This is a genomic window from Dactylosporangium fulvum (assembly GCF_025137375.1).
Taxonomy (GTDB): domain Bacteria; phylum Actinomycetota; class Actinomycetes; order Mycobacteriales; family Micromonosporaceae; genus Dactylosporangium; species Dactylosporangium fulvum.
This window is the reverse complement of record NZ_CP073720.1, coordinates 8,777,625-8,800,025: the sequence shown is the minus strand read 5'-3', so window position 1 is coordinate 8,800,025 and position 22,401 is coordinate 8,777,625. Positions and strand designations below refer to the sequence as shown.

22 protein-coding genes are annotated in these 22,401 nt (G+C 71.8%); 11 read left to right on the top strand and 11 right to left on the bottom strand.

From position 1 onward, the window contains the following. The first annotated feature begins 87 nt into the window (after nt 1-87). From Dfulv_RS40375 to Dfulv_RS40365, 3 genes are read left to right on the top strand one after another with little or no spacing between them, the layout of a single operon-like run. Entirely contained in the window at nt 88-576 is a 489-nt protein-coding gene (locus Dfulv_RS40375) for a cysteine dioxygenase (protein WP_259859081.1), read from the top strand. Further along, nucleotides 570-980 (top strand): rhodanese-like domain-containing protein, encoded by a 411-nt coding sequence (locus Dfulv_RS40370; RefSeq protein ID WP_406568047.1) that lies wholly within the window; start codon nt 570-572, stop codon nt 978-980. Before Dfulv_RS40375 ends, Dfulv_RS40370 begins: the two co-directional genes overlap by 7 nt. A gap of 22 nt (nt 981-1,002) precedes the next feature. Further along, complete coding sequence (locus Dfulv_RS40365) at nt 1,003-1,287, top strand: Smr/MutS family protein (RefSeq protein WP_259859079.1); 285 nt, start codon at nt 1,003-1,005, stop codon at nt 1,285-1,287. A gap of 13 nt (nt 1,288-1,300) precedes the next feature. Here the strand turns inward: Dfulv_RS40365 and Dfulv_RS40360 are convergent, their stop codons facing one another. Next, nucleotides 1,301-1,714 (bottom strand): DUF6401 family natural product biosynthesis protein, encoded by a 414-nt coding sequence (locus Dfulv_RS40360; RefSeq protein ID WP_259859078.1) that lies wholly within the window; start codon nt 1,712-1,714, stop codon nt 1,301-1,303. Between the two features lie 193 nt (nt 1,715-1,907). Here Dfulv_RS40360 and Dfulv_RS40355 point away from each other — a divergent pair, with 193 nt between their 5' ends. Then, nucleotides 1,908-4,232: a M28 family peptidase gene (locus Dfulv_RS40355; RefSeq protein ID WP_259859077.1), complete on the top strand. Its 2,325-nt coding sequence runs from the start codon at nt 1,908-1,910 to the stop codon at nt 4,230-4,232. A 238-nt stretch (nt 4,233-4,470) separates the two neighbouring features. Next, nucleotides 4,471-4,806 (top strand): hypothetical protein, encoded by a 336-nt coding sequence (locus Dfulv_RS40350; RefSeq protein WP_259859076.1) that lies wholly within the window; start codon nt 4,471-4,473, stop codon nt 4,804-4,806. Between the two features lie 32 nt (nt 4,807-4,838). On the opposite strand, the gene Dfulv_RS40345 is transcribed toward Dfulv_RS40350, so the two are convergent. Together Dfulv_RS40345 and Dfulv_RS40340 are read right to left on the bottom strand one after the other, a co-directional pair. Then, complete coding sequence (locus Dfulv_RS40345) at nt 4,839-5,861, bottom strand: TAXI family TRAP transporter solute-binding subunit (RefSeq protein ID WP_259859075.1); 1,023 nt, start codon at nt 5,859-5,861, stop codon at nt 4,839-4,841. Beyond that, entirely contained in the window at nt 5,858-8,059 is a 2,202-nt protein-coding gene (locus Dfulv_RS40340; RefSeq protein ID WP_319805721.1) for a TRAP transporter permease, read from the bottom strand. The genes Dfulv_RS40345 and Dfulv_RS40340 overlap by 4 nt, the downstream gene beginning before the upstream one ends. Before the next feature lie 84 nt (nt 8,060-8,143). Here Dfulv_RS40340 and Dfulv_RS40335 point away from each other — a divergent pair, with 84 nt between their 5' ends. Continuing rightward, nucleotides 8,144-8,845: a hypothetical protein gene (locus Dfulv_RS40335; protein ID WP_259859074.1), complete on the top strand. Its 702-nt coding sequence runs from the start codon at nt 8,144-8,146 to the stop codon at nt 8,843-8,845. 48 nt (nt 8,846-8,893) lie between these two features. Here Dfulv_RS40335 and Dfulv_RS40330 read toward each other — a convergent pair whose 3' ends face one another. Beyond that, complete coding sequence (locus Dfulv_RS40330; protein ID WP_259859073.1) at nt 8,894-11,362, bottom strand: SpoIIE family protein phosphatase; 2,469 nt, start codon at nt 11,360-11,362, stop codon at nt 8,894-8,896. 189 nt (nt 11,363-11,551) lie between these two features. On the opposite strand from Dfulv_RS40330, the gene Dfulv_RS40325 reads away from it, so the two are divergent. Both Dfulv_RS40325 and Dfulv_RS40320 read left to right on the top strand, forming a co-directional pair. Then, entirely contained in the window at nt 11,552-12,820 is a 1,269-nt protein-coding gene (locus tag Dfulv_RS40325) for a glycosyltransferase (RefSeq protein ID WP_259859072.1), read from the top strand. A 255-nt stretch (nt 12,821-13,075) separates the two neighbouring features. After that, nucleotides 13,076-13,927: a SigB/SigF/SigG family RNA polymerase sigma factor gene (locus Dfulv_RS40320; protein WP_259859071.1), complete on the top strand. Its 852-nt coding sequence runs from the start codon at nt 13,076-13,078 to the stop codon at nt 13,925-13,927. An 82-nt stretch (nt 13,928-14,009) separates the two neighbouring features. Here Dfulv_RS40320 and Dfulv_RS40315 read toward each other — a convergent pair whose 3' ends face one another. Genes Dfulv_RS40315 through Dfulv_RS40300 form a run of 4 tightly spaced genes read right to left on the bottom strand, consistent with a single transcriptional unit; the run spans nt 14,010 to nt 16,059 of the window. Beyond that, nucleotides 14,010-14,759, bottom strand: a complete 750-nt coding sequence (locus Dfulv_RS40315) for a metallophosphoesterase family protein (RefSeq protein WP_259859070.1) — start codon at nt 14,757-14,759, stop codon at nt 14,010-14,012. After that, nucleotides 14,756-15,001 (bottom strand): hypothetical protein, encoded by a 246-nt coding sequence (locus tag Dfulv_RS40310; protein WP_259859069.1) that lies wholly within the window; start codon nt 14,999-15,001, stop codon nt 14,756-14,758. The genes Dfulv_RS40315 and Dfulv_RS40310 overlap by 4 nt, the downstream gene beginning before the upstream one ends. A gap of 37 nt (nt 15,002-15,038) precedes the next feature. Continuing rightward, nucleotides 15,039-15,638 carry a nucleotidyltransferase family protein gene (locus Dfulv_RS40305; RefSeq protein WP_259859068.1) on the bottom strand — a complete coding sequence of 200 codons (600 nt, stop codon included), beginning with the start codon at nt 15,636-15,638 and terminating at the stop codon, nt 15,039-15,041. A 22-nt stretch (nt 15,639-15,660) separates the two neighbouring features. Next, the gene (locus tag Dfulv_RS40300) at nt 15,661-16,059 is read right to left on the bottom strand and encodes a hemerythrin domain-containing protein (RefSeq protein WP_259859067.1); all 399 of its coding nucleotides are present in this window, start codon (nt 16,057-16,059) and stop codon (nt 15,661-15,663) included. 132 nt (nt 16,060-16,191) lie between these two features. Between Dfulv_RS40300 and Dfulv_RS40295 the strand changes: the two genes are divergently transcribed. The 3 genes from Dfulv_RS40295 (at nt 16,192) to rocD (ending at nt 18,559) form a co-directional block, all read left to right on the top strand. Then, nucleotides 16,192-16,407, top strand: a complete 216-nt coding sequence (locus tag Dfulv_RS40295; RefSeq protein ID WP_259859066.1) for a hypothetical protein — start codon at nt 16,192-16,194, stop codon at nt 16,405-16,407. 113 nt (nt 16,408-16,520) lie between these two features. Beyond that, the gene (gene ddaH / locus Dfulv_RS40290) at nt 16,521-17,345 is read left to right on the top strand and encodes a dimethylargininase (protein WP_259859065.1); all 825 of its coding nucleotides are present in this window, start codon (nt 16,521-16,523) and stop codon (nt 17,343-17,345) included. Beyond that, complete coding sequence (gene rocD, locus Dfulv_RS40285; protein ID WP_406567871.1) at nt 17,342-18,559, top strand: ornithine--oxo-acid transaminase; 1,218 nt, start codon at nt 17,342-17,344, stop codon at nt 18,557-18,559. The genes ddaH and rocD overlap by 4 nt, the downstream gene beginning before the upstream one ends. A 92-nt stretch (nt 18,560-18,651) precedes the next feature. Here the strand turns inward: rocD and Dfulv_RS40280 are convergent, their stop codons facing one another. From Dfulv_RS40280 to galT, 3 genes are all read right to left on the bottom strand, one after another. Then, nucleotides 18,652-20,016: a nitric oxide synthase oxygenase gene (locus tag Dfulv_RS40280; RefSeq protein ID WP_259859064.1), complete on the bottom strand. Its 1,365-nt coding sequence runs from the start codon at nt 20,014-20,016 to the stop codon at nt 18,652-18,654. Between the two features lie 187 nt (nt 20,017-20,203). After that, on the bottom strand, nt 20,204-21,325 hold the full coding sequence (gene galK, locus Dfulv_RS40275; protein ID WP_259859063.1) for a galactokinase: 1,122 nt from the start codon (nt 21,323-21,325) through the stop codon (nt 20,204-20,206). Then, complete coding sequence (galT, locus tag Dfulv_RS40270) at nt 21,322-22,395, bottom strand: galactose-1-phosphate uridylyltransferase (protein WP_259859062.1); 1,074 nt, start codon at nt 22,393-22,395, stop codon at nt 21,322-21,324. The genes galK and galT overlap by 4 nt, the downstream gene beginning before the upstream one ends. Nucleotides 22,396-22,401: the final 6 nt, after the last annotated feature.

Genomic DNA, 22,401 nt, shown 5'->3' with positions numbered 1-22,401 from the left:
CGCGACACCCCGTTCTCCGCTCCACGGCCGTCTTCTCGACGTGTGCTCTAATTCCTATCTAGTACGTACGGATACTGGAGTTTTCTCATGACTGTCTCCACGGGGGTCGCCGTCGCTTCGAGCGTCGGCGTCCTCAACGTCGACTTCCTGGACATCGCGCGCCGTTATGCGGAATCGCCGGACGACTGGCCGTTCGCGCCCCGGTTCGACCCGCACGAGCGCTGGTACGGGCGGCTCGCCACCGCCGACGACCACGAGGTCTGGCTGCTGACCTGGCTGCCCGGCCAGGGGACCGACCTGCACGACCACGGCGGCTCGGCGGGCGCGTTCACCGTCGTCTCCGGCGAGATCATCGAGCAGACCGTCAGGGGCGGCGAACTGGTCGGCACCGGGATGCCGGCCGGGCGGGGCCGGCGGTTCGGCCCGCACCACGTGCACCGGGTCGTCAACGCCGGCACCCGCCCGGCCGTGACCGTGCACGTCTACGGCCCGGCGTTGCAGGCCATGACCCGCTACCGGCTGCACGACGGCCGGCTCAGCGTCGAGTCCATCACGAGGGCGGGAGCGGACTGGTGACCGTACAGCCCGGAAAGAGCATCGACGCGATCCTCGACGAGGCCCGTGCCCGGCTGCGCCGGCTCGACCCGGACCAGGCCCGGCTCGCCGCCGCCGAGGGCGCCGTCCTCGTCGACATCCGCCCCGCCGCGCAGCGCGCCGCGGAGGGTGAGATCCCGGGCGCCCTGATCGTCGAGCGCAACGTCCTGGAGTGGCGGTTCGACCCCCGCAGTGATGCGCGGCTGGCCGTCGCCGACCGCTTCGACCTGCCGATCGTGGTGTTCTGCTCGGAGGGGTACACGTCGTCGCTCGCCGCCGCCGCGCTGCAGGACCTGGGTCTGCACCTCGCGACCGACCTCGCCGGCGGCTTCCAGGCGTGGAAGGCGGCCGGTCATCCGGTGACCGTCACCGCCGTCGCCGCCTGACGGCGGCAATTAGGCTGGTGGGGTGAAGCTCAAGCTCGACCTCCACGACATCTTCAACCGCAGCGGCGACATCGACCGTGCGCTGCGCGGGATCATCGACGAGGCGGTGGCCAAGCGCGCCACCCTCGTCGAGATCATCCCGGGCAAGGGGTCGGGCGCGCTCAAGAAGCGGGTGCTGCGGTTCCTCGACCAGCGTGAGATCAAGGCGCTCTACCACCGGGTGGAGAAGGACTCGGACAACTTCGGCCGGCTCTTCGTGCACTTCCGCTGGAACGAGTCCTCCGGCCGGTCCGGCCGCCGGCGCTGACCCACCCGGCCGCTCAGAGGGCGCCGGCGGCGTCCGCCAGGTGGCAGACCGCGACGAGCCGCAGCGCCGTCCAGTCCGCCGCCGTCCAGTCGACGCTGTCCGGCGTCGGCAGCGGCCGCCCGTGACGCTGGTGCACGGCGATCACGGAACGCGCGTAGCCGGCGAGCGAGATCGCGTCGACCGGCTTCCCGGCGGCGGTCAGGCTCTCCCGCACCGCGGCGGCGTGCTGGTCGACCTTCGCCAGCAGGAAGGGCTGGGCGAGTGCCTCCACCAGCCCGTCCACGCCCACCATGGCCATCACCTGGTCCAGTTGGTGGCGTGCGGCGAGCTCGGCGGTGGCCAGGTGGCTCGCCTCGAACGAGCCGGCGTCAAACGGGGGCGTGCCGAACGAGGGGGCCGGCACGGCTGGCGTCAGTTCGTTGTTCATGGTCGAGACGCTATGCGGCCCGGGGCGCTCCGGGATCCCCAACAACCGAGCGGCACCCGATCTTGACCTCGAGCGCTCCGTCCGGGCGGCGTCACGCTGCGCAGTCGCCGCCGGACGTGCCGTCGATCCGGGCGGGAAGTGTCGGTGGGGGAGTGCAGAATGTGGCTCACCCCCGGAGCAGGAGGACCGACCCTTGTCCGACCGCAGTTTCGCCGCACCGCCGCGGCGACCGCTCGTCGCCGCCGCCGCGGTGATCGTGCTCGCGCTGCTCGCCGCGCTCGGTATCGCCGACGTCCAGCCACTCGCACCCCGCCCGGCGTCGGCCCCCGCCGGTGAGTTCTCCGCCGGTCGCGCGTTCACCCACGTCGAGCGGATCGGGCAGGAGGTCCACGTCACCGGCAGCCCTGCCGCCGACCGCGTCCGGGAGCACATCGTCGAGACCCTGACCGGGCTCGGGCTGCGCCCCGAGGTCCAGGACACCGTCGGGGTCAACGCCGGCAAGTTCGGCGACGGCGGCATGGCCCGGGTGCGCAACGTCGTCGCCGTCCTGCCCGGCACCGTTTCGACCGGCCAGGTCGTGCTCCTGGCGCACTACGACTCGGTCCAGGTCAGCTACGGCGCCAACGACGACGGCGCCGGCAGCGGCACCCTGCTCGAGGTGGCCCGCGCGCTGACGACCGGCGAGCGGCCGCGCAACGACATCGTCTTCCTGTTCACCGACGCCGAGGAGGCGTGCCTGTGCGGCGCGGAGGCGTTCGTCAGCCGCCACCCGCTCGGCCAGCGCCAGGCCGTCGTGCTGAACTTCGAGGCCCGGGGCAGCCGCGGCCCGGCCGTCATGTTCCAGACCTCCGAGGGCAACGCCGACCTCATCGACGTCTACGCCCGCACCCCGCACCCGGTCGGCACCAGCCTCGCCGTCGAGGTCTACCGGCTGCTGTCCAACGACACCGACTTCACCCCGTTCCTGGGCCAGTCCCGGTTCACCGGGCTCAACACCGCCTACATCGACGGCTCCAGCGTCTACCACAGTCCGTTCGACCGACCTGACACGATGGACCGCGCCAGCCTCCAGCACCACGGCGACAACGCGCTCGCCCTGACCCGCGAGCTCGGCCGGGCCGACCTGGCGCCGCTGATGCGTCCGGCCTCCGGCGACGCGGTCTACTTCCCGTTCGCCGGGTTCCTGGTGCGCTACCCGTCGGCGCTCACCTGGCCGATCGCGGTGCTCGCGCTGCTCGCTGTCGCCGCCCTCGTGTTCCTGGCCCGGCGCCGTGGGCTGACCTCGGTGCCCCGCACGCTGACCGGACTCGGTCTGGCGCTCGTGCCGGTCGTTGTGGTCGCCGTCGCCGCCCAGCTCCTGTGGGCCCTCCTGGTGGTGATCCGCCCCGGTTACGGAGAGCTGCTCGACCCGGCCCGGCCGACCTGGTTCCGGTTCGGTGTCGTCGCGCTCGCCGCGAGCATCCTCCTGGGGTGGTATGCGCTGAGCCGTCGTCGGCTGGGCCCCGTCCCGCTGGCGACGGGCGGGCTGGTGCTGCTGGCCGTGCTCGGCGTGGTGTTCGCCGCCGCCATCCCCGGCGGGTCGTACCTCGTGGCGATCCCCGCCCTCGTCGGTGCGCTCGCCGGCATCGCCGTGCTGTACGTGCGCCAGCAGCTGATCAAGATCACTGTGCTGGTCGCCGGTGCGGGTGTCGCGACGCTCATCCTGGCGCCCACCGTCGCGCTGTTCTTCCCGGCGCTGGGCCTGGCGACCGGCGCCGCCGCGGCGATCTTCGCCATGCTGCTGGGCCTGGCGGCGCTGCCGGCGCTCGAGCCGCTGTTCCGCCCGGCCGGCGAGCCGCGGCACCGTGTGCTCGGCTCTGCCCCGGCGGTCGCGGCCCTGGTCGTGGCGGTGCTCTGCACGACGGTCGGCATGGTCGTCGACCGGTGGGACAGCCGTCACCCGGAGCCGACCCACCTGATGTACGCACTCGACCGCGACACCAACTTCGCCAAGTGGGTCAGCCTGGAACAGTCCCCGGGCGAGTGGACGTCGCGATACGTGCGCAACCAGCAGGAACAGAGCCGGCAGTTCCCGGTCCTGCCCGAGGGCATGCTCTCGGTGGGCCCGGCGAACGTCGCCGACCTTCCGGCCCCGACCGTGACCGTGCTCTCCGACGACACCTCGGGCAACCGGCGCACCGTGCGCTTCCGGCTGGAGTCGAAGCGGCAGGTCCGGTTCGTGTCGTTCTACGGTGAGGTCGGCGACCACCGGGTCGTGCAGGCCACCGTGGAGGGCCGCGACGCCGTGACGTACCTCGACGAGCAGGACCGCTTCGGCGTCATCTTCCACGGCCCGCCGCCCGGCGGCATCGAGGTGACCCTGCTCCTCGACGGCCCTGGCCCGTTCAAGCTCCGCCTCGTGGACGGCAGCGACGGCCTGTCCGGCCTACCGGGATTCACGCCGCGCCCGCCGACGGTCGGCGTGTTCGGCAGCCACTCGAGCGAGCTGGTCGCGGTGGCCATCACGACGACGCTCTGACCTCACGCTGCACCGAAACGCTGCACCGAAACGCTGCACCGAAACGCTGCACCGAACCCACGACGGCCGCCCCTGTCCGGCGGCGGCCGCCGTGGGTTTCTCGTGATCCCGAAGGCTGCCTGAGGGGGCGGCAGCCGGCCCTCGGCCAGGTCCACCGCCCGCCGGCTCGACGTGACGGTTATCCACAGGAAGAAAATCTTGCTGGTGAAACACCGCACGCTGTTCCTACCGTCGACATATGGTGATCGATGTGGCGGCTGCAGAGGCGTGCACGGTCGACGATGTCTGGCGAGTGCCCGTCATCGGTGGAGGTGGTGCACCGTCCCGTGAGGTCCGCGCCGCCCTCAAGAGCGGCCAGGCGGCCCTGACGGCGATCCTCGAGCGGCTGGACGTGCCGGTGGTGTGGCGCGCCGACGGCCGGCTCACGTTCTTCCCGCACGACGCCGCGGACCGCGACGCCGTGCACGCGGCGATGGCCGCCGCCCGTGCCGTGCAGGCGCACCTGGCCGCCGTCCTCCGCGACCTCGGAGTCGTGGTCCCGGACCGGACCGCCATCTCGGGCATCTCGGGGTAGGAACCGGGACCACAACCTCCAGAGCCCGGGCCCTACTTCGCGGCGCCCGCCTTGTCCAGGGCCGCCACCGCGCCGCGGTGCAGCGGCACCGGGTCGGTCCTGCGGATCGTCTCCAGCGTGATGCCCTTCGCCGCCGGGTTCGCCTTCGCCAGCTCCTCGCGCTTCTCCACCAGCGTCTTCGTCAGCACGCACGCCAGGTCGGCGTTCATGTCCTCACGCACCAGCAGCACGTTCGGCACCACGATGGTCTTGACGTCACCCGGCGTCTTGTACGTCGCCGCCGGGATCGTGCCCTCCTGATACGCCGGGCCGAGCTTCTGCATCTCCGGCAGCAGGCCGGACAGGTCCAGGAACTTCACCTTGTCGCCGTTGGTCGTGAACAGGTCGGTGACACCCGCCGTCGGCAGGCCGCCGGACCAGAAGAAGCCGTCGATCGTGCCGGCCTTCACGCCCTCGGTGGTCTTCGCCAGGTCGAGCCGCTGCGGCTGGATGTCCTTGTCGGGGTCCAGCCCGGCGGCCTTGAGCAGGCGCTGCGCGATGACCTCGGTGCCCGAGTTCGGCGAGCCGGTCGAGATCCGCTTGCCCTTCATGTCGGCGACCGAGTTGATCCCGGAGCCGGCGCGCACCACGACGTGGGTGGCGTTGTCGTAGATCCGGCCGAGCGCGGCGATCTTCACCGGCTTGTCGAACGAGCCCTTGCCCTGAACGGCGTCGGTCGCGCTGTCGAACAGCGAGAACGCCACCTGGTAGTCGCCCTTGTCCAGGCCCTTGATGTTGCCGACGGACGCGCCGGTCTCCGCCGCGCTCGCCTTGACCTTGTCGCCGGTCGCCTGGGTGATCTGGGTGGCCAGGGCGTTGCCGACGACGTAGTACACACCGGTGGTATTACCGGTCGCGATCGCGATGCGGGTGTCGGAGGTGACGGTGCAGGCGATCTCCGAGTTCGCCCCGGCGTTGTCCGTGGTGTTGTCGGTCTGCCGGCCTCCGCATCCGGCCACCGCGGTCAATACCAGGGCGCCCGCCACGCAGGTTCCGATCCAGGACTTCGATGTCACGGCACATCCTCTCTAGGAGCGTCAACACGAGATCGAGCACTGAGGTACACGAGCACCGCGGCCACCAGCAGCAGGCCCACGCCGACGCCGACGGTCGCCTTGTCGAGCCAGAGCAGCAGGAGGCTGGCCAGCCCGGCGAGCACCCGTGGTACGACACCGGCCTTGCCGAGACCGATCAGCCAGCCGCCGGCGGCGATGGACAGCGCGAGCACGCCGAGCGCCGACGCCGCCACGGCGAACACGATGTCGCCCCACCCGGCGAGGCCGAGCAGCGCACGGCCGGTCGGCGTGACCACGAACGCGATGGGCACCAGGTACGCCGGCAGCGCGTACCGCAGCGTCTGCCACATCGTCGGGAACACCCTGCCGCCGGTCACCGCGGCCGCGGCCACGGAGGCGAGGGCGGTCGGTGGCGTCGCCTCGGACAGCACCGCGAAGTAGAAGATGAACATCGCCGTCGCCGGCTCGGAGATGCCCAGGTTGATCAGCGCCTGGCCGATGATGACCCAGCCGATGATGAACGATGCGGTCACCGGCACCGCGAGGCCCAGCAGCGTGAGCGCGACCGCGGCGAACACGGCGGTGAGCGCGACGACGGCGGTGTGGTTCGTCGCCAGGGACTGCGCCCAGTCGACCATCAGGCTCGACATCTGCGGTCCGAGGCCCGTCTTGGTGGTGCTGGCGGTGATGACCCCGGCCGCGACGCAGACCGCGACGACCGGCAGCACCCCGCGGATGCCGGCGGCGAGCGCCTCGACGAGCCGGCGCGGGGTGAGCCGGTGCCGGCGGTCCAGGAACGACAGCACCGCCGCGAGCAGCGTGGCGTAGATGACCGCCTGCGTCGCCGGCTGGCCCAGCGCCAGCAGCACGATGATCACGAAGAGGGAGAGGAAGTGGTACCCGAACCGCGCGAGCAACTGCCACGGCGACTGGACCAGCAGGTTGACCGGCCGTGCGCCGAACCGGCGGGCGTCGATCTCGACCGACAGCAGGATGCCCAGGTAGTACAGCAGCGTCGGGATCGTCGCCCAGCCGAGGACGACCAGGTAGGACACGTCCAGGTACTCGGCGATGATGAACGCGGCGGCGCCCAGCGTCGGCGGTGACAGGATCGCGCCCACGCCCGACGCGGCGAGCATGCCGCCGGCCCGCTCCGCCGGATATCCGGCCCGGCGCAGGATCGGCCAGGTCACCGTCCCGATGCTCACCGTCGTCGCGGCGCCGGAGCCGGACACGGTACCGAGGAGGAAACCGGATGCCACGGCGGTGCGCCCGGCGGCGCTCTTGGAACGGCGGAACGCCGCGACCGACAGTTCGACGAAAAACGCGCCGGCGCCGGACAGGTCGAGCACCGCCCCGTAGATCGTGAAGAGGACGATGTACGACGCGGCGACGTCGAGCGGTGTGCCGTAGAACCCGCTCGGTGAGTTGTACAGCGCGTCGATGATCTGGTCGAAGTCCAGCCCGGCGTGGGCGATCGACCAGGTCTGCGGCAGGAAGCCGCCGTAGTAGTCGTACGCGAGGAACAGCGCGCAGACGATCGGCAGCACCCAGCCGGTCGTGCGGCGGCACGCCTCGACGACGAGCAGCAGCAGAACGGCGCCCATCACCACGTCGAGCGGTTCGAGGAATCCCTGCCGGTTCAGGAACGCGTTGTAGCCGCCCCCGGCCGCGCCGATCTCGAACGGCAGTAGTGGGTAGAGGCAGACGACCAGCGCGGCCGTGGCGAGCACCCAGTCGGCGACGGTCGGTCCCTTGTCGACCGGGACGACGTCCGGTTCGCGGTGCCGCCACGGGAACCGGGCCCCCGACGGGTACAGCACGAACACCAGCGGCAGCACCACGCTGAGGAAGACGACCAGGTAGTACTGGCTGCCCTGGGAGAGCGGCCGGAAGACCTGCCAGAGCACGAGCAGCGCGGCGGCCGTCCCGACGGCGGTGACCCCGATCTGCACCGGCCCGCTCAGCCGGCGGCCCGGCTTCTCGTCCTCGAACTGCGCGGCGAGTTCCCGCACGCTCTGGTCGTTGAGCGTCGCGTCGACGTCGGAGACGGCTGCCGCCGCGGCCGGTCGGTCGCCCGGCGTGTTGCCGGCGGCGGTGTCCCGCGGAGCGTCCGGACTCGCTGATCCACCGTTCGGCTCGCCGGCGGCGTCCGCCTCGGTATCGGCCGCTAACCCGTTCGGCTGAATCTCTGGCACGGCCCGGAGAGTACGCGAACTCATAAATATTCGTAACCATAAACATCGAGAGTTGGGTCGCGAATGAGCAACGGTGCGCCGCCTGTGGACGCTGCCGCACCCGGCATGATGTTCCGCGTGTACGAGCTCGACGTGGTGACGCCGGAAAGTTTGGGGCGGTTCGTCCACCGCTGGTACGGTCTGCCCGATCGTCCGCCTGTCGACCTGCCGCTCCCCGGCGTCCCGGAGCCGCTGGCCGGTTGGTACCGCGTCGCCGCCCGCTATTCGCTCCCGCTCAGCCGCGACCACGTCATGCGTCCGTGGACCGACCTGCGACCCGAGAACGGAATGGTCCGATTCTGGGAGGGCGCGGACGACTGGTATTCGATCCCGCAATGGAAGGTTCCGGAACGGAGGAATCTGGAACGGAAGGTTCCGGAACAGAGCCCGGACGCGGGCGTGCCCGGTGATCCCGAGGTCTACGAGAACGACGAGTTCCCCACCGGCCTGTCACTGTCCCGGTTCCTCGTCTACGCGGCGGTGTACGAGGCGACGTACGCCCCGTTGCACGGCCTCGTCTACATGGAGCCGGACCCGGACGAGCTGCGCGCCGTCAAGGTCCGGCTCCGCGAGCTCGACGACGCCCTGTGGCGCTGGCCCGACCCGCGGACCCGGTACTACGGCGACGACGACCTCCTGGGCCATCTCGGCCCGGACCGTGTCGTCCTGGCCGCCCGCCACCGTGACGCCCTGGGCCGATTCGACGGTCTCGGCCTGCCGTGGGACTGGGACACCCGGCAGGCCTGAGAAGCACCGCGGAACCAGAAACTCGACGCGGGAATCAGCGCACGTGGATCAGCGCACGTGGATAAGCATCGCGCAGACGTCCTCGTCGTCGGCCACCTTGAGCGCGCCGATCAGGTGCGTCATCACCGCGTCGAAGTCGCTCAGGTCGACGTGCTCCCCGGCCCGGCGGACCAGGTCGAGGCCACCGCTGCGGCGCCGGTCGACGCGGGCCTGGCCGCCGGTGTAGAGCAGCATCCGGTCACCCTGCTCCAGCGTGACCGTGGTGTCGGTGTACCGCATCTCGGCGACCTCACCCAGCGGCAACCCGAGCGGCCCGGACAGCACCGAGCCCTGGCCCGTGGCCGTGTACCGGATCGGGGCGACCTGTCCGGCGGCCGCCCACCGCAGCTCCCGGGTCTCGGGGGAGAGACGGGCCACCACCAGGCAGGCGGTGTGCTCCACCTCCATCGCGCAGAGCATGCCGTTGACCGCGGTCAGGATGTCCCCGGGTGACATGTCGAGCATCGCGTACGCCCGGACCGCGTACCGCAGCCGCGCCGCCGTTGTCATCGACGAGAGGCCCTGTTCGTCGACGTCGCCGAGGACCAGCACGGTGCTGCCGTCGGGCAGGGCCGTCGCGTCGTACCAGTCGCCGTCGATGGTGCCGACCCGCTCGGGGGAGCGGCACCGGCCGCAGATCTCGACGCCGTCCAGGTGCCCGAGCTCCGGGTCGGTCGGCAGCAGCGCCCGCTGCAGGGCCTCCGCGGCCCGCCGCTCGTCCGCGAGCCGGTGCCGCTGCGCCGCGAGCGCCTCCTCGGCGCGGCGCAGCCGGGCCTCGATCGCCCGCTCCTCGGTGACGTCCTGCACGGTGCCGCGCACCGCGCTGACGGTGCCGGTGTCGTCGAAGATCGGCTCGGCGGTGAGCCGGAGCCGCCGGCCGTTGACCCGCCCGGCGCCGCGCGCCTCGGCGAGGAGGTGCCTGCCCTCCACGATCGTGCGCCGGACTGCGTCCTGCACCGCGAGCAGGTCGTCGGGGTGGACGCTGGCGGTCAGTTCCTCGACCGGCACGCGGGCCGCGTCGCGCCCGCCGTGGAAGAGCCGGATGAGCTCGGGGGAGCAGCGCGGCTCCGGGTCGCGCAGCTCCCAGCAGAAGGAGCCGATCCCGGCGATGCGCTCCGCCTGCAGCAGCTGGTCGTACATCAGGTCGGCCTCGGTGGCGACCCGCCAGACCGCGAACACCCGGTCCCAGAGCCGCACCGCGTGCACCGAGAGCGTCTGGGGGCCGGGCACGCCGTCCGTGCGCGGATCGGCCCGCAGCCCTTCCAGGCGGCGCGGCTGGCCGTCCTGCAGCAGCCGGGCGAACTCCGGCAGCAGCGTCGCGCTGCCCAGCGCCGGGTACGCGGCCAGCAGCGTCGCCTCGTCCGGGTCGACGCGTGCCCCGGCGAAGATCTGCCGGGCGAGGCCGTTGGCGTACTCGACGCGGAAGTCGACCAGCTGCCCGTCCTCGGTGACCGGCGACAGCAGCGCCGCCGGGTCGTGCAGGGCGTCGACGACGGTCGGCAGCCACACCTGCGCCGGCGCCGCCTGACCGCTCTCCTCGCCTTCGACGTGGAACCAGGCGCTGGCGATCTCGTCGCCGATCAGCGTGTCGACCTGCCGCGCCACCGGCTCGAGCAGCGCCGTGACGTACCGCCGCAGCTCCTCGCCGTCCGGGAGCGCCTCGGCCCAGGTCAACAGGATGCCGCCGATGATCCGCTCGCCGGAGACCAGCGGTGAGGCGAGGATGGTCGCCCCGTTGAACGGCAGCTGCCCGATCACCGGGAAGCGCCGGGTGACCTCGTCGTCGGCGGACAGCCAGAGCGTCTCGGCATCCCGCACCGCGACGACCAGCGGCAGCGCCGGGTCCGGCGGGATGCGGGACCAGCGGCTGCGCACCTCGCCGGCGACGCCGTGGGCGCCGACGCCGCGCTGGGCGCCGTCCGGGTCGAGCAGCGTCAGCAGCACGGTCGACGGCGCCGGCCAGGCGGTCGGCGCGGTCCCGAGCACCTCACTGATCTCGTCGTAGCTGCGCGCCGCCGCGATCCGGGCGCTGAGCAACTGGTGCTGGGACTGCAGCGCCTCGACTTCGGGCGTGCGGCTGGTCCGGCGGCGGGCCGGGGAGGCCGCGGGGGCAGGGGAGGCCGGGGACGGCGCGGGCGGGCGCTCCCGCCGGCGCGCGACGTGCTGGCGCAGCTCGTCGTCGATGAGGTTCACCACATCCGGCGCGTTCGGGTCGGGCGACGTGGTCCCGACGATCGCGGCGGCGACCTCGATGAGCTTGATGTTGGTGCGCTGGGAGAGCCGCACGAGCTGGTCGAATCCCTGGTCGGGAGTGATGCCGAGCCGCTCGACGAGCACGCCCTTGGCCTGTTCGATGACCGCGCGGTTCCGCATGGCGGTGCGCACCCCGGTCAGCTCCGCCCGGAGCTTGGCGACGAGCGCCGCGAGCGCCTCGGCCGGCTCGGCGCTGCCGCCCTCGGCGGGGGCCTTGTCCACCATGCCTGCTGACGCCTCCTACCGTGCCTCGAAGCGGACCCAAGGCGCGGGCCCACCGGCGAGTCGGTGGCGACTCGCCCGTTGATGTTTACCACCAACTCGCTCGGGTAGGGGCGTTGGCAGGTCAGCAGCGTCGGCCACGTGGAGGTTTGCACAGGTGCTACGAGCAGCTTCGTCGTGGGCAGGTGCGCGTTGAAGGTCGCGCTGATCTCAGCCCAGGCGAGCCCGCTCGCCCTCGGCGGCCCGGGCACCGGTGGCCAGCACACGCATGTGGCGGCGCTCGCGGAGGCGCTCGGCCGGCTGGGCCACGAGGTGCGTGTGTACACCCGCCGCGACCGGCCCGACGTCGACAACGTGGTGCCGTACGCCGAAGGCGTGACCGTCGAGCAGGTGTCCGCCGGCCCGGCCGAGCCGATGCCGGTCGACGATCTGCTTCCCCTCATGGGCGACTTCGGCCGTGCGCTGGCGGCCCGCTGGGGCGACAACGGCCACGGCGAGACCCCCGACGTGGTCCACGCCCACTTCTGGCTGAGCGGCCTGGCCGCGCTGACCGCCACCGCCGGGCACCGGCTGCCGGTCATCGAGACGTACCACGGGCTCGGTGCCGTCAAGCGCCGCCACCTCAAGGACCGCGACACCAGTCCGGAGCCGCGGGTCGGCCTGGAACGCACCCTCGGCACGCTGGTCGACCGGGTCGTCGCCCAGTGCGAGGACGAGGTCACGGAACTCGGCCGCATGGGCATCCGCCGCGCTGACACGGTCATCATCCCGTCCGGCGTCGACGGGGAGAGGTTCACACCCGCGGGCCAGGCCGCCGACCGCCCGGGGCCCGGGCTGCGCCGGATTCTCAGCGTCGGCCCGCTCGTCGAGCGCAAGGGCTTCGCCGATCTTGTCGAGGCGCTGCGCCGGGTCCCCGGTGCGGAGTTGGTGATCGTCGGCGGTCCCGACCCGGCCCGGCTGGACCGGGACCCGGAGGCCCGGCGGCTCATGGAACTGGCGGACCGGTGCGGTGTCGGCGACCGGGTGCGGCTCATCGGTGCCGTGCCGCTGGACGAACTGCCCGGCTGGTACCGCTCGGCCGACGTCCTGGGCTGCGCGCCGTGGTATGAGCCGTTCGGCCTCACTCCGCTGGAGGCCATGTCGTGCGGCGTGCCGGTCGTCGCCTACGAGGTGGGCGGGATCGCCGAGAGTGTCATCGACAACGTGACCGGCGTGCTGGTGCCGCCCCGCGACACGTACGCGCTCGCCGGCGCCCTCCGCGGACTCCTCGGTGACGAGGTGCGCCGGATGAGCTACGCCAGCGCGGCGATCGACCGGGTCCGCAGCCGGTACACCTGGGAGCGCGCCGCCGTCGACCTGCTGCGGGTCTATACGGCGGTGACCGGCGGTGGCGCGCAGTCGGACGACACCGGTGAGGACGCCGAGGAGGACGACGAGGCGTTGACCGAGGTTTCTGGCTGAGCGGCTCCGGAAGGTGTACGTGCCTTGCCTCGTCCGGCCGGAAAGCGGTACCTTTGGCTGACCCGCATCATCCGAACGGCTAGTGGGCAATCCGCCGGTCGTTGTCGAGGCGTGATCGTCAAACAGCCGCGATCGCCGCCGCGGGATTCCTGCCGGGTGCTCGAGACCAGGGCACCAGCCGGCATTCTTCCGCCCTGGCCGGTGCGCTCCCCAGAACTGTCGCCCGGCCGTGGCAGCAGGCAGGGGGACCCCCTCATGACCGTCACCGCGCATCGCGCCGCCCGGAAGACCCCGAAGACCAGCACGTCGATCCCGGCCCAGCGGACCGGCCGGTCCGACCACCGGGAGACGGAGGCCGCCGCACAGGCGCTCCTCACCCTGCTCGCCGACCTGCCCGAGCGCAGCCCCGACCGCGAACGCGTCCGGGCTCGGCTGATCGAGCTGTACATCCCGCTGGCCGAATACCTCGCCCGGCGCTTCCGCAACCGCGGCGAGCAGTTCGACGACCTCGTCCAGGTCGCCAACCTCGGCCTGATCAAGTCCGTCGACGGCTACGACCCGACCCGCGGCGCCGCGTTCACCAGCTACGCGATCCCGATGATCGTCGGCGAGCTCAAGCGCCACTTCCGCGACAAGGGCTGGGACGTGCGCGTGCCGCGGCGGCTCCAGGAGCTGCGGCTGGAGATCAGCAAGGTGACCGACGACCTGGCCCAGGAGCTCGGCCGCTCCCCGACGGTGACCGACCTCGCCGAGCGGCTCGGCGTCGGGGAGGAGGAGATCATCGAGGGCATCGAGTCCGGCCACGCCTACCGGGCGCTGTCCATCAACGCGCCGGCCACCGGCGAGGAGAACGGCATGGAGCTCGCCGAGCTCCTCGGCGGCGTCGACCGCGACCTCGAGGCGGTCGACGACCGGCAGACGTTGCGCCCGCTGATCATCCAGCTGCCGGCCCGCGAGCAGCGCATCCTCGCGATGCGCTTCGCCGGCAACCTGACCCAGACGCAGATCGCCGAGAAGCTCGGCATCTCACAGATGCACGTCTCGCGGCTGCTGGCCCACGCCCTGACGTTCCTGAGAGAACACCTCGCCGAGACCGTGCAGCGCTGAGACGCCGAAAGCGGGCCGCTTCCGGGCGGCCCGCTCTCCCAGAACCAGAACCGGACCCAGAACCAGAACCGGAACCGGGCTGTCAGACCGGAGCCAGCACCGACGACAGCTGATAGACGTTGTAGGCCTGCTTGATCACCGGGTGGGCGACGTTGCGGACCGGCACGCCGCCCGGCGTCGTGCCCCGCTCCGAGCCGGCGTGGGCGTGCCCGTGGACCGCCAGCCCCACCGCCGGTGCGGCGTCGATCGCCTGCGCCAGCTGGTACGAGCCAAGGAACGGGTAGATCTCCAGCGGCTCGCCCTGCAGCGTCTCCGGCACCGGCGAGTAGTGGGTGAGCGCGATCCGCACGTCGCAGTCGAGTTGGGCGAGCGCGTGGCCGAACCGCTCGGCGACCGCGCGGCCGTGCCGGGTGAACGCCTTCATCTCGGGTTCGCCGAACTCGCTCGCGCACGCGCCGGCGAACCCGCCGCCGAAGCCCTTGGTGCCGGCGATGCCGACCCGCACGCCGTCCAGGTCGAGCACGGTGCCCGTGCACTCCAGCACGATGAGGCCGGCGTCCTCCAGGACCTTCGCCACCTCGTGCTCCTGGTCGCTGTGGTAGTCGTGGTTGCCCAGGATCGCGACCACCGGCACCGCCAGCCCGCCGAACTCCTGCGCCACGCACCGCGCCTCGTCGGTCGTGCCGTGCCGCGTCAGGTCGCCGGCCAGCAGCAGCACGTCGGCCTTCTTGCCGACGTGCTCGAGCGCCGGGCGGTACCGGCCCAGCACGTCAGCGTCGAGATGCACGTCGCCGACGGCGGCGACGCGCACGCAGTTCTCCTCGACCGTCACAGCTCCTCGACCTCCTCCGGCTCGTGCACCCGCGTGAGCCCGATGTTGCAGCGCACCGGCAGCTCCGGGAACGCCTCGGTCACCACCTGGCAGATCAGGTCGCGCCGCTCGGCGCTCTCGACCTCGCCGACGAGGCTGATCCCACCTTCGGTCCGCACGAAGCGGATGCCCTGCTCCGCGATGCGTTCGTCCTCGGCGAGCAGATGCTGCAGTTCGCTCTCGACGTACTGGTCGACGGTCATCGTCGTCCCCCTCAAACCCCAAGCTGGACAGCACGTATTAGACAGCGGCGGACAGCGCGCTCGCCTCCGACAACGACATGACGCCGAGGCGATCGATCAGGAACAGGAAAGCATGCGCGTACGGCGAGTGGGCCGTTTCCCGGAAGACCCGTGGCCAGTCGATCTGTTCCCGCAGCGAACGCGCGACCGGCAGTCCCCGCGCGAAGTCGCAGTAGTGTGCCGACCAGGTCAGCACCTTGTGAATCATCAGCTCGGTCGCCGACAGCACCGGCATGTGGCAGGCGTTGACCGCGATGACATTCGTGTCCGTGAGTGTCGCGTCGGTCACCGGCCGCTGCACCGGGCAGAAGATGAAGTCGATCAGCAGGTCCCCGCCATCGGTCTGGTCCCAGGCCTTGACCAGCCAGCCCTCGGGCGGCACCTCGCAGCGGAAGCCGACCTCGCTGAGGGCGGTCATCACACGATCGGCGTCCTCTTCCTTGATGAGGAAGTCGATGTCGTGGTCGACGGACTCGCCGCCGCGCGCATAGACCGCGAAGCTGCCCGCCAGGCAGAACGGGATGCCGGTCTCCTTGAGATGGAACGCCGCCTTCTTGAGTGTCGCGATCAGCGGCTGCCTGTCCTCGGGAACTGCCATGCGTACTGGCTTACCCGTCCGCTCATTCCGTCACACGCGCCGATTGCAGGCGCGGGAACAGTTCGGTTTCCTCCTCCTGCATGTGCTGGCGCACGGCGTCCAGCAGTGTGGCGAGCAGCCCGTCGAACGCCGGGTCCGTGTCGTCGAGCTCGCCGAGACGCGTGATCAGCTCGTCCATCCGCCCGTGCTCGCCGGTCTCGTAGGCGGCGATCTCCGTGCCGGCGGGCAACAACTCGCGCAGCGCGGGATGCAGGTGCTCCTCCTCGGCCCGGGTGTGCCGGACGAGGAGCGCGATCGCCGCCGTGATCGCCGCCCGCCTGGCGGACGCCTCGGTGGACGTCTCGATCTCGGCGAACACCGATTCGAGCCGCCGGTGGTCGGCCACGAGCAGGTCGATGAGGTCCTGCTCGTCCGGCGGCATGAGCCAACCCCCACTCGGCAGAAAGCGACAGCGCACCAAGGGCGTACCCGGACGGGTGGAAGGCTAACCGTCCTGATCGATATGGGCGGGTCGCCTTTTGCCACTGTTGGTACGTGTGTTCGAATGCTGCCTGTGGAGCGCAGAAAACACTGGTGGAACGGCAGCTGGGGCCGGCTGGCCCGACGCGACGTGTACCTGTTCGAGGACGCGGGCATCTGGTGGGCCGAGTCCCGCGAGGGCGGCGCCGACGGGCGCTGCCGGCGCTACGAGTTCACCGACGAGGACGCCGCGATGGACTGCGTCTCCGGCCTGCTGGCGCAGCCCGGCAACTGGCGGCAACTCGGCTAGACACGGGGGACGCAACGAATCGCCGCTCGGTGGCCGTACAAGACAAGAAACGCGCACCAAGAAGCAGCGGATCGCAATGGTTCGCCGCCCTGGACGCACCGTAGGTTTTTCTTATGAGTCGTCGTTATCTGATGTGTCGACCCACACACTTTGCCGTGGACTACACGATCAATCCGTGGATGGACCCGACCGCGCCCGTTGACGTCGAGCGGGCCGTCGCGCAGTGGACGACGCTGTACGAGCTCTACCTGTCGCTCGGCCACACCGTCGACCTGATCGACCCGGTGCCCGGCCTGCCCGACATGGTCTTCGCCGCCAACGGTGCCACGGTCGTCGACGGCAAGGTCTACGGCGCGCAGTTCCGCCACCCGGAGCGCGCCGACGAGGGCCCGGCCTATCTGTCGTGGTTCGCGCGCAACGGCTTCGACGTCCACGCCGCGAAGAACGTCAACGAGGGCGAGGGCGACCTTCTGCTCGCCGGTGAGGTCATCCTCGCCGGCACCGGGCTGCGCACCGAGCACGCCGCGCACCTCGAGGCGCAGGAGCTCTTCGGCCGGCCGGTGATCAGCCTGCAGCTTGTCGATCCCCGCTACTACCACCTCGACACCGCGCTGACGGTGCTGTCGCATGACAACATCGCCTACTACCCCGGGGCGTTCTCGCCCGGCAGTCAGGAAGTGCTGCGGCGGTTGTACCCCGATGCCGTCGTCGCCACCGCCGAGGACGCCGCCGTGCTGGGGCTCAACGCCGTCAGTGACGGAGATCGCGTGGTGCTGCCGTCCGCGGCCACCGCGCTCGCCGGAGCGCTAGCGTCGAAGGGATTCCAGCCGGTGCCGGTCGACGTGTCCGAGCTGCACAAGGCCGGCGGCGGACCCAAGTGCTGCACGTTGGAGGTGCGGGGCATGACCGGTCCGGAGCGAAGCGAGGAGGGGGCATGACCGCTGCGATGACCGACCGCACCGCCCCTGCGGTGGCGGAGGCCGAGCGCTGGACGGCGCACAACTACCATCCGCTGCCCGTGGTCATCGCCGAGGCCGACGGTGCCTGGGTGACCGACGTCGACGGCCGCCGGTATCTCGACTGCCTCGCCGGCTACTCGGCGCTGAACTTCGGCCACCGCCACCCCGGCCTCGTCGCCGCGGCCCGCGAACAGCTCGACCGGGTGACGCTGACCAGCCGCGCGTTTCTGCACGACCAGTTCGGCCCGTTCTGCCACGAGCTCGCCGAACTGTGCGGCAAGGACCTCGTGCTGCCGATGAACACCGGCGCCGAGGCCGTCGAGACCGCGATCAAGGTGTCCCGCAAGTGGGGGTACAAGGTCAAGGGCGTCCCCGACGGCCGGGCCACGATCGTCGTCGCCGACGGTAACTTCCACGGCCGCACCACGACGATCGTCAGTTTCTCCACCGACCCCGAGGCCCGTGCCGACTACGGCCCCTACACGCCCGGCTTCCGGATCGTGCCCTACGGCGACCTCGAGGCCCTCGCCGCGGCGATCGACGAGACCACCGTGGCCGTGCTCATCGAGCCGATCCAGGGCGAGGCGGGTGTGCTCGTGCCGCCGGCCGGCTACCTGACCGGCGTCCGGGCGCTGTGCACCGAGCGCAACGTCCTCTTCGTGGCCGACGAGATCCAGTCCGGCCTGGGCCGCACCGGCGACACGTTCGCCTGTGACGACGAGGGTGTCGTCCCCGACATGTACGTGCTGGGCAAGGCCCTCGGCGGCGGCATCGTCCCGGTGTCGGCGGTCGCCGCCTCCCGCGAGGTCCTCGGCGTGCTACGCCCCGGCGAGCACGGCTCCACGTTCGGCGGCAACCCGCTGGCGTGCGCGGTCGCCCGGGCGGTCATCGCCCTGCTGAACACCGGCAAGCCCCAGGCCCGCGCCAAGGCGGTCGGCGCGCACCTGCACGCCCGCCTCGGCGCGCTGGTCGGCAAGGGCCTGACCGCGGTCCGGGGCCGCGGCCTCTGGGCCGGCATCGACATCGACCCGGCGCTCATGACCGGCCGCGAGGCGAGCGAGCGCCTGATGGCCAGGGGCGTGCTGGCCAAGGACACCCACGGCTCGACCCTCCGGCTGGCCCCGCCGCTGGTGGTCACCCGCGAGGAGATCGACCTGGCCGTCGACGCACTGACCGAGGTGCTCAGCTCCTGAGCGCCCCGACACGCTGGTGCGGTTGCGGCGCCCCGGGCACCACAACCGCACCGGCCGGTGGGTCCAGAAAAAGTGGGTTCAGAAGAAGTGGTTCAGGCCCTTCTCGTGTCGCGGTGGAGAAGGCGGTCCAGCAGGCCCCGGCTCTCCGCCGCCGATTGCTCCGGAGCGGGCACGGCTGGCACGGTCTCAGTCGGCACGGTCTCAGTCGGCACGGTCTCGGCCGGCGCCGCGTCGGCCGGCCCGGCCGAGGGTTCGTGGAACGGGCAGCGCCCCGCACCCGCCGCCGGCGTGACCGGCGAGTGGCCCCGGCGGCCCAGCTCGCGCGCGTTGCTGTCGAGATAGAAGCCGGGACGCTGGTCGGCCTCGGCGTAGTACCGGTGGAACACCCCCGTCGCACCCCCGCTCATCGGCGGCACGATCCACGTCCAGTCCGCCGGGGTCGCCCGGCCCGCGCGCTCCTCGCTCGCCACGTGCGCCAGGAACCGTTCCGACTCCGTGTGGTGGTCGCTGATCCGCGCGCCCTCCCGGTCGAACGACCACAGCACCGCCCGGTTCAGCTCCACCAGGGCCCGGTCCTTCCACAACGACCGCTCGGTGCTCGTGTCCAGTCCCAGCCGCTCCGCGATCACCGGCAGCAGGTCGTAGCGGTCCGGGTCGGCGAGGTTGCGCGCGCCGATCTCGGTGCCCATGTACCAGCCGTTGAAGGGCGCGAGCGGGTAGTCGACCCCGCCGATGGTCAGGCGCATGTTCGCGATCGCCGGAATCGCGTGCCAGCGCAGGCCGAGTTCGGCGAACCAGCGGTACTCCGGATGCGCGATCGGCACCTCCCAGACCGCGTGCTCGGGCAGTTCGTAGAGGTTCACGTCCCCGGCGGGGCCCTCGATCGCGAGCGGGAGCACGTCGAACGGGTTGTCCGGCTTGCCGCGCCAGCCGTACTGCTGGAGCGTCCGGGTGAACGGCACGTACCGCGGGTCGCCGACGACCGTGCCGTCCGTGTGGCTGTGCCCGGCGTAGCGGATCAGCTGCTCGTTCCACACGCGGGTGCCGGAGCGGCCCGGCACGTGCGGCGCGAAGATCGAGATGACCGGCCGGATCACGTTGCGTTCCCGCTGGCCGGCGAGGCCCAGGTGGCGGACCAGTTCCTCGAAGACCTCGTCCGGCGCGCTGACCTTGCGCAGGTCCCGGATCACGAGGCTGCGCCAGTACAGGCGGCCGATGCAGCGGCTCGCGTTGCGCCAGGCCACCCGGGCGCCGAAGAGGAGTTCCGCGTACGTGTGGGTGTATGTGCCGGTGCCGGCGATCTCCGCCCGGACCTCGGCGATCCGCTCGTGGCCGTCGCCGTGCTGCGGGTTCTCGCGGTGGAACAGCACGAGGAACTCCTCGGCTTCTGCGGGGTCCACCGGTGCGCGCGGATCCCATTGCGGTCCTGGCGTGTCGCGGTATCCAGGCACGCTCACGCTTGTCCTCCCAACGCTGGCGGGGGTTCCCAGGGGTCGTGAGGAACCCATGTTGGGGGGCTGGTAACGGCCGGAGTCGCACAATGTGTACGTCTGGGCCGCGTCCTCGCTGCCGCCGACGGCGTAGACCGACTGCCCGAAGCGGCTGCGGTACAGCAGGACCACGCCGACCGGGCCGACGCGCGGCTCATCCGCTGACGTCGCGGGTGCCCTCCCCGGGGGCGACGACAAAGGTGTCGGGAGGCGGGAAGCCGTTGGCGGCGAACGCCGCCCGCACCGCCGCCGCGACGCCGTCGCAGTGCTCCTCGTCGACCAGCGCGAGGACACACCCGCCGAAGCCGCCGCCGGTCATCCGCGCGCCGTACGCACCGTGCTCCAGCGCCACCCGCACCGCCGTGTCGACCTGTGGCACGGTGATCTCGTAGTCGTCGCGCATCGACTCGTGCGACGCCGTCATCAGCGGGCCGACCGCCCGCACGTCCCCGGCGCGCAGCGCCGCCACGGTGTCGAGGACCCGCTGGTCCTCGGTGACCACGTGCCGGACCCGCTTGCGCATCACCTCGTCGTCGAGCTTGGCGAGGGCGTCGGGCAGACCGTCCACGTCGACGTCGCGCAGCGCCGCCACACCGAGGATCTTCGCCGCCTCCTCGCACGACCGGCGCCGGGCCGCGTACTCGCCGCTCACGTGGGCGTGCGGAGCCTTGCTGTCGACGACCAGCATCGCCAGCCCGTCGGCGGCGAGGTCGAACGGCACGTGCTCGGTGGCCAGCGACCGGCAGTCGAGGAACAGCGCGTGCCCGGCCCGGCACAGCGTGGACGCGGCCTGGTCCATGATGCCGGTCGGCGCGCCGACGTACTCGTTCTCGGCCCGCTGGGCCAGCCGCGGCCGCAGCTGCATCGGCAGGTCCGCACCGGCCAGGTCCACGAGGGCCGCCATGGCCGCGCACTCGATGGCGGCGGAACTGGACAGCCCGGCGCCGAGCGGCACGTCGGAGGTCACCTTGAGGTCGGCGCCCGGCACGTCGTGGCCGGCCTCGCGCAGCACCCACACGATCCCGGCGACGTAGGCGGCCCAGCCCTCGACCCGCTCGCCGGCGCCGAAGCGCACGGTCTCGCCGGTCGTCTCCGACCACACCGTCCACTCCGGACGATCGCGCCGCGTCGCGGCCACCACCGTGCTGTGGGGGAGTGCGAACGGCAGGACGAACCCGTCGTTGTAGTCGGTGTGCTCGCCGATGAGGTTGACCCGCCCCGGGCTCGCCCACACGGCGTCGTAGCTGCCCTCCGGAAGCCGTGCGACAGCCGTCACAGCTGGACCCCCCGCAGCATCTCGGCGGCCTGCTCCGGCCGCACGTCGTTGACGAACACACCCATGCCGGACTCGGAGCCGGCCAGGTACTTGAGCTTGCCCGGCGCCCGCCGGGTGCTGAACAGCTGCAGGTGCAGGTATGCGAGGTCCCGGTCGACCCGCGCCGGTGCCTGGTGCCAGGCCGAGATGTACGGCATCGGTAGCCCGAACATCCCGTCGAGGCGGCGCAGCACCTCCAGGTAGAGCGGGCCGAACGCGTCGCGCTCCGCGCCGCTCAGGGCCGGGATGTCCGGGACCTGGCGGTGCGGGTACAGGTGGATCTCGAACGGCCAGCGCGCGGTCGCGGGCACGAAGGCGGTCCAGTGCTCGTTGAGCGCGACCACCCGTGTGCCGTCGGCCCGCTCGGCGGCCAGCAGGTCGGCGAAGAGGTTGCCGCCACTGTGCGAGCGCGCGGACTGCAGCATCCGGCGGGTCCGCGGGGTCACGAACGGGTACGCGTAGATCTGGCCGTGCGGGTGGTGCAGCGTCACCCCGATCTCCTCGCCGCGGTTCTCGAAGCAGAACACCTGCTCGATGTCGTCGCGGGTGTTCAGGTCGGCGGTCCGGTCGGCCCACATCTCGACGACCGTGCGCACCCGGCCCGGGGAGAGCGAGGCGAACGAGGCGTTGTGGTCGGAGGTGAAGCAGACGACCTCGCACCGGCCGGCGGCCGGGCGGGTCGGCACCAGGCCGGGCAGGAGGTCGCCCTGCGACGGAACGACCCGATGGCTGAAGGACGGGAAGCGGTTCTCGAACACCACCACGTCGTACTCGGCGGAGGGGATCTCGCTCTGCCACTGCGGCGTCGACGGGCACAACGGGCACTGGTCGGACGGCGGGAGGAACGTGCGGGTCTGCCGGTGCGCGGCGATCGTCACCCACTCGTTGAGCACCGGGTCGTACCGCATCTCCGAGGCGGGCGGGGGCGGGGGGAGGTCCCGCTGGTCGACGGCGTCCCGGGACGCGTCGTCGCGCTCGTCGAAGTAGATGAGTTCCCGGCCGTCGGCGAGGTGGGTGACCGTGCGCTTCACTCGTTT

Bases quoted from the DNA above. Each gene is read 5' to 3' on its own strand.
- Dfulv_RS40375 (WP_259859081.1), top strand. From the start codon at position 88: ATGACTGTCTCCACGGGGGTCGCCGTCGCTTCGAGCGTCGGCGTCCTC.
- Dfulv_RS40360 (WP_259859078.1), bottom strand. From the start codon at position 1,714: ATGAACAACGAACTGACGCCAGCCGTGCCGGCCCCCTCGTTCGGCACG.
- Dfulv_RS40350 (WP_259859076.1), top strand. From the start codon at position 4,471: ATGGTGATCGATGTGGCGGCTGCAGAGGCGTGCACGGTCGACGATGTC.
- Dfulv_RS40330 (WP_259859073.1), bottom strand. From the start codon at position 11,362: ATGGTGGACAAGGCCCCCGCCGAGGGCGGCAGCGCCGAGCCGGCCGAG.
- Dfulv_RS40320 (WP_259859071.1), top strand. From the start codon at position 13,076: ATGACCGTCACCGCGCATCGCGCCGCCCGGAAGACCCCGAAGACCAGC.
- Dfulv_RS40310 (WP_259859069.1), bottom strand. From the start codon at position 15,001: ATGACCGTCGACCAGTACGTCGAGAGCGAACTGCAGCATCTGCTCGCC.
- Dfulv_RS40305 (WP_259859068.1), bottom strand. From the start codon at position 15,638: ATGGCAGTTCCCGAGGACAGGCAGCCGCTGATCGCGACACTCAAGAAG.
- Dfulv_RS40300 (WP_259859067.1), bottom strand. From the start codon at position 16,059: ATGCCGCCGGACGAGCAGGACCTCATCGACCTGCTCGTGGCCGACCAC.
- ddaH (WP_259859065.1), top strand. From the start codon at position 16,521: ATGAGTCGTCGTTATCTGATGTGTCGACCCACACACTTTGCCGTGGAC.
- rocD (WP_406567871.1), top strand. From the start codon at position 17,342: ATGACCGCTGCGATGACCGACCGCACCGCCCCTGCGGTGGCGGAGGCC.